General features: G+C 56.5%; 4 protein-coding genes. All 4 read left to right on the top strand.

Annotated elements, in window-relative coordinates; all coding sequences use genetic code 11:
* The first annotated feature begins 100 nt into the window (after positions 1-100).
* Positions 101-2,377 (top strand): DEAD/DEAH box helicase, encoded by a 2,277-nt coding sequence (locus QZ329_RS14745; RefSeq protein ID WP_295753761.1) that lies wholly within the window; start codon positions 101-103, stop codon positions 2,375-2,377.
* Between the two features lie 345 nt (positions 2,378-2,722).
* The gene (locus QZ329_RS14740; protein WP_295753760.1) at positions 2,723-3,604 is read left to right on the top strand and encodes a ParB/RepB/Spo0J family partition protein; all 882 of its coding nucleotides are present in this window, start codon (positions 2,723-2,725) and stop codon (positions 3,602-3,604) included.
* 593 nt (positions 3,605-4,197) lie between these two features.
* Positions 4,198-4,458, top strand: a complete 261-nt coding sequence (locus QZ329_RS14735) for a hypothetical protein (RefSeq protein ID WP_295753759.1) — start codon at positions 4,198-4,200, stop codon at positions 4,456-4,458.
* Positions 4,459-4,581: 123 nt separating this feature from the next.
* On the top strand, positions 4,582-5,581 hold a 1,000-nt coding region (locus tag QZ329_RS14730; RefSeq protein WP_295753757.1), incomplete at its 3' end, for a recombinase family protein.

Below are 5,581 nucleotides of genomic sequence, written 5' to 3'. Positions count from 1 at the left end.
GCTGCTTTCAGCACTTTACTCAAGCGGTTTTAGCCTATTGGTACAGCTTCTGAGAAGAAGCTCCTTCTGAAAGAGGTCCTGGAGAAATGAGGTGACCGTCATGCCCGTTCCCCGCTCCGCCTCTGGCAGCAGGGCCGAGGACCTGTTCATCGAACTGTTCAGCGAGGCCTTCGGCGCTGAGAAGGCCGGATACCTCTATTCTCAATACCACTTTTACGACATCTACCAGAACAGCCGCTATGCCGACTTCGTTCTGGAAAACAACGGGCGGCGAGTGGCCATTGAAATCGACGACGAAGGGTCCCACCACAAAAGCCTGGTGGCCTCCGGCAAGTTCTACGACGACCTGCTGAAGCAAAACAGTATGATTTACATGGGCTGGGACGTGTACCGCTGGGCGGTGCGGCAGATGCAGCTCCAGCCGGAGCTGGTGAAGGATGAGCTGCGGCTCTTTCTGGGCAGCCGTCCCCGGCTTCAGGAGATTGAGGACTATCTCCCCACCCAGCGGGGCCGGGCGCTGGACGGCGCGAACCTGGAACTAAAGGAGCACCAGCGGGAGGCGCTGGACGTCCTGGAGACCATGCGGAGCCGCAGGGAAACCATCGCCCTGCTCTGCCACGCCACCGGCACCGGCAAAACGGTGACGGCGGTGCTGGACGCCAAGCGCCTGGGCGGCAGGACGCTGTTCCTGGCCCACACCCAGGAGTTAGTGGAGCAGGCGGCGAAGACGTTTCAGGCGCTATGGCCCGATGCGGCGGTGGGCCGTTACCTGGAGGCCGTTAAGGAGCCGGAGACCCACGTGGTCTGCGGCAGTGTGCAGAGCGTGGCCCTGCATCTGGACCGCTTCAAGGATGACGAATTTGACTATCTCATCATCGACGAAGCCCATCACGCGGCGGCGGATACCTACCAGAAGGTGCTGGCGTTTTTCAAGCCCGCCTTTACCCTAGGCCTGACGGCTACGCCGGAGCGAAATGATGACAGGAGCATCCTGGATATCTTCAAAAATACCGCCCATCGTCTGGATATCCAGACCGCCGTAGAGCTGGGAGAGCTGGTCCCGGTGCGGTGCATCCGTATCCACACCAATATCGACCTGACCAAGGTCCGGTTCAACAGCGTCCGCTACAACATCCGGGACCTAGAAACCAAGATTTACGTACCGGAACGAAATCGCCTGATCGTGGACACTTGGCTTCAATATGCCCAGGGGCGGCGGACGGTGGTGTTCTGCGCCTCGGTCTGGCACGCGGAGGAGATCGCCAAGCTCTTTCAAGAGGCTGGAGTCCCCGCCGCCGCCGTGTCCGGCGGCATGAAGCGTTCGGAACGGGAGGAGTTTCAGGAGAAATTCGTCCGCCGGGACATTCTGGTGCTCTGCGCCTGCGACCTCCTCAACGAGGGCTGGGACTGCCCGGAAATCGAGGTGCTGTTCATGGCCCGGCCCACCATGTCCCGGGTGCTGTACACCCAGCAGCTGGGCTGGGGGATGCGGCTGTACGAGGGCAAGGAGAGCCTGATGGTCTTCGACTTCGTGGACAACGCCAGCCAGTACAACACACCCATGTCCCTTCACCGTCTCTTCAAGCTGCGAAAGTACCGGGCGGGGGAACTGGTCTTGTCGCCCTGGGACAAGCGGGCAACGGAGAACGCCCTCTATGACCGCCGGGAAAAGCCCGCCGCCCTGCTGGACTGGCCCATTGACGCCACGGACTATGAACTGGTGGACGTGTTCAACTGGCAGGAGGAAGCGGAGGGTATGATCTCCCAGATGGAGTTTGTCCGCCGGGTGGACGTGCAAGCGGAGACCATCGAGCGGTACGTCCGGGAAGGGAAGCTGGTTCCGGACCTGGCGGTGCCCATGAGCGAGCACCAGGTTTTCAAATATTTTAAAGAGTCAACCCTGGAGAAATACGCCAAAACCTATGGCTGGACGCTGATTGACGACTCCAACCGGAAGGGCCTGTTTCTGGACATGGTTCGGAAAATGGATATGAGCTACTCTTACAAGCCGGTCTTGATTAAGGCAATTCTGCGGTGCGCCGATGAGAAAGGCCGGGTGAAGCTGTCGGACATTGCGAACTATTTCCGGTCCCACTACGAGGGACGGCGGGCCGCCGGGATGACGGTGGAGAAGGCCAACAGCATCTTTGCCAAAGGTGGATACACCAACAGCGAGGCTCAGCGGAATATCCTGGCCAATCCCTTTAAGCGGTTCGAGGATATGCAGATGCTCCGCCACACCAAGACCCTGGGAATCGTCCAGGTAGACGAGGCGGTCTGGAAGCGGCTGAGTAAGGAAGAAAAAGCGGAGATTGAGAAAATCTGCGAGGAGAAGCTGGAGGCGTATTATCAGAGATTGGAAAAGCCTCAAAAATAATGGGGTTGACAAATTTTCCCACAGATGCTATACTCCACACTACAGCAACATAATTGGAATTTATGATCTTACTTGGTTCTATTCTAACAGGCTTTCTCGAAAGAGATTGGATTTTACTAACAGGTTTATGCTGTACCCCAGGCACGTTTGTGCCTGGGGTAAAAGTACATAACCGTCCAATCAGATACTTTTCGGGGAAGTTTGCCATGACTTCAGTTTGAACGAGCAAGCCAGGAAAAGCATACGGCACAGCGCCAAGCAAGGTTGCCTGCCAGGAACCGGATTGGGTAGAACGGCAACTCCCCGGCGAACGCTCACAAAGTTTAAACTGAAAGGAATGGTGACTTGAAAAACACAAAAACCGAATACACAAGCGACCAGCGGACGCCCGTCGTCCTGCCGGAGATGGAACAACTGCTCCCGCCTCTCAGCGCGGAGCAGTTTTCTTCGTTGGAGCGGGACATCCTGGAAAGCGGCTGCTACGCGCCCATTATCGTCAATGAGGAACTGGTCATTGTCGATGGGCACAACCGCTTCCGAATCTGCGAAAAGCACGGTCTGCCGTTCAGAATGCTGGTGTTTTCCTTTGCCGACTTGTTGGAAGCAAAGCAGTGGGCATTGGAAACCCAGCGGGGGCGGCGAAATCTCTCCCTTTGGGCGCTGGGACAAATCGCGTTGAAGCTGAAACCAGAGCTTGAAACGGCAGCCAAAGCCCACCAGGGCCGCCGGACAGACCTTTCGGTGAATTCACCGAAAAGTCACACGCCCTTCGACACACGAAAGGAAATGGCCCAGGCCGTCGGAATTGGGGAACAGGCCATGGGCCGGATCGCGCGGTTGTCGGAGGATGCCCCTCAGGCACTAAAGGACGCTTTAGAACGGAAGGAAGTGTCTGTCAATCGGGGCTGGAAGATTCTAAAGGCCCTTCAGCAGCTGTCGGAGGAGGAGCGCGAAAACGCTGTAACTGGGATGATCTCTGCTGTGCGGGAGATCATCCGAATTGACGCCGAGGCTGACCAAAGGGGAAAAATTGCATCCCTGTTCTGCAAAGCATATGAAAGGGCCATCCTGCTGACGCCCACCTCGGAAAACATCCGCTGTTGGGTGGAGGGCACCCGCATGAGGCCGGAGGAAATTGAAGATACCATAAAGGAGTCCTACGATCTGGCGCAGGTGTTCCATACCATCGGGGACATCCTAAAACTGGAGTTCTTGCCTCATCAATAAGGAAAAATCAGAAGTGTTAGGTGTCATATATTGACACCTTGTCTGTTTTTTGAGAGCATGATAAACGGGGGCTAGGTGTCAATACGTTGCACCTAGCCCTCGGCCTTACCATATTCGTCCTCTCATGGGAAAAACCAAACAAACAAGCTGCTGATGGCCCGAGAAACGGCCTCTGCCGCCCCCGGCGGCAGGACCGCAAGCATAGAAAAAATGTACATTTTCGCACTTGCAGGGGACCTCCCCTGACCCCTATGCCGCCTACAGGCGGAAGTTGAACCCGGAACATTTTCCAGGTACTGCCCAAGCCAGCAAATCTGCCTTTGTCCGCCCCTGTGAGGTCCTGTGTGGGCCTTAGCGGTAAGCTGCTTGGCCCACGACCCCATACAAAAAATCAAGCGCCCTAGCGGGCGCCCATACAGGAACTCAAATCATTCTTACTGGTGAACTCAAATCGGCCAAACTGTCATGAAAGGAGGCTTCGGCCATAGACAAGCTGGTTCACCCGCCCTTTTTCTGAATATTTTCGCGTATAAGAAGCGCAGAAGACGAGGAAAATACTTCCAAATATTCGCAGAGAAAGGACGGGCCCCCAGTTGGAAATCAATTCCCATAAAGAAAGCAAACTGGTAGACGTCTGGCTCTCGCGGGAGGACCAGACCAGCCAGGAAGTACAAGAGCGTCTGCAGGAAGTATACCGCAGGTGCGCGGAAGAAAAATATACCGTGGCGGTGTTCTGTTCCGGCCAGCAGAACCTGGCGGAAGAGACCAGCGCCCTACTGCTCTATAACCGCCGCCGCTCCGCTGAGCGGGCCGTCCAGCAGAGGAAAGCCCGGAAGCGGCAGGCGTCCCGGTGAGGAACGATGGGCGGTCCAAAACTGTTCGGCAATTCCGGTTGCGTTTTGCCGCGCGCTATGATACAATATTATCTGTTGATATAGAGCCAAAATTGATATTATTTGACAAGGGAGCGTGAGGCCATGCTCGAACGCTTTGACATCGCCGGATACTGTCGCATCTCCGTGGACGAGGAGCTGGACCGGGAAAATACCTCCATCGAAAACCAAAAGGCCATCCTCGCGGACTTCGTCAAGCAGAAGTTTCCCGGCTCCACCCTCACCTTCTACGAGGACCGGGACCGCTCCGGCTACACCTTCGACCAGCGGCCCGGCTACCAGGCCATGCGGCGGGAGCTGATGAGCCACCAAAAGGACATCCTCATTATCAAGGACTTCTCCCGCTTTTCCCGCCGCAATGGCCGGGGCCTAGTGGAACTGGAGGACCTCCGGGACGCCGGGGTCCGCATCATCTCCGTGGGGGAAAATGTGGATTTTCCCAATGACGACGACTGGCTGAAAATCCAATTCTACTTTATGATCAACGAAATGCCCGTCACCGATACCAGCAAAAAGGTAAAAGCGGTCATCAAGCGCCGACAGCAGGACGGCAGATGGATCTGCGCCGCGCCTTACGGGTACATCGTCAACAAGCGCCAGGAATTTGAGATCGTCCCCACGGAGGCAGAGATTGTCCGGAGAATTTTCCAACTCTACATTGACGGCTGGGGGTACAAAAAAATTGCCAACCAGCTCACAGATGAGGGTGTCCCCACCCCCCGCATGGCGGAGCGGGACCGCAAGGAGGCCGCCGGGGAGGAGTATAAGCGGGCCGTCAAGCCCGTCTGGGCCATTGTGACGGTACAGGGAATTATTGACAATGACTTTTACATCGGCACGTTGCGACAGGGAAAATATACCCGGAAGAAAATCAACGGCAGGGAAATCAAACGGGACGAGCTGGACCACATCGTCCTGGAGCGGCACCACCAGGCTATTATTGACTACCGGACCTTCACCACGGCAAAGGCCCTCCGGGAGTCCCGTTCTACCGCCCACTACCGGGGGCAGAAAAAATATGACAATGTATACTCCGGCTTCCTGGAGTGCGGCGACTGCGGGTCCCCCATGTTCGCCATGAGCC

The organism is uncultured Oscillibacter sp. (assembly GCF_910579365.1).
Lineage (GTDB): Bacteria > Bacillota > Clostridia > Oscillospirales > Oscillospiraceae > Oscillibacter.
The sequence above is the reverse complement of the archived record's forward strand: the minus strand, read 5'-3'. Positions and strand labels throughout refer to the sequence as shown.